Below are 482 nucleotides of genomic sequence, written 5' to 3'. Positions count from 1 at the left end.
TATTACCCTGGCTTTAAATTATTGGTCATTTCCCAGGCAGCATATTTCGTTTCATTTTTCTTAAAGAAGTTCATGATTTTAAATTCATTAAATTGTATTTTGGTCAGGTAAGTTCTGATATTTATCAATAAATCTTGGGTATTGCGCACCGGTTTGAATAAGCACGCATTAGCTTTCACATCTTGATTAACCAGCTCTTGAGGGTTTAACTCAGGACTGTAAGGAGGTAAAAAAAATTTCTATGTCGTGTTTATATTTCTCAACATATTGCTTTACCTTTTTACTATGATGCATGCGATGATTATCGACAATCAAAAATACTTTCTGTTTGACCTGACGACGTAATCTCGCTAGAAATTCTATGAATGTTTTACTGTCACAGTTGTTTTCAAAGACCATCCAATTCATAAATCCTTGTGGGCTAATAGCAGCAAGCATATTGACTTTAAAACGGCTTCCTGTCTTTTGAATGACAGGCGTTT

At 34.2% G+C, this 482-nt stretch carries 1 protein-coding gene; it reads right to left on the bottom strand.

What is annotated here, in order from left to right; genetic code table 11:
• Positions 1-210: 210 nt before the first annotated feature.
• Positions 211-482 (bottom strand): transposase (locus E1P04_RS17520; RefSeq protein ID WP_207386060.1); only part of this gene is annotated, 272 nt, incomplete at its 5' end.

Source organism: Legionella gresilensis (assembly GCF_900639865.1).
Taxonomy (GTDB): Bacteria; Pseudomonadota; Gammaproteobacteria; order Legionellales; family Legionellaceae; genus Legionella_C; species Legionella_C gresilensis.
Note: the sequence above shows the minus strand (reverse complement) of the source record. Positions and strands in the feature narration are given on the sequence as shown.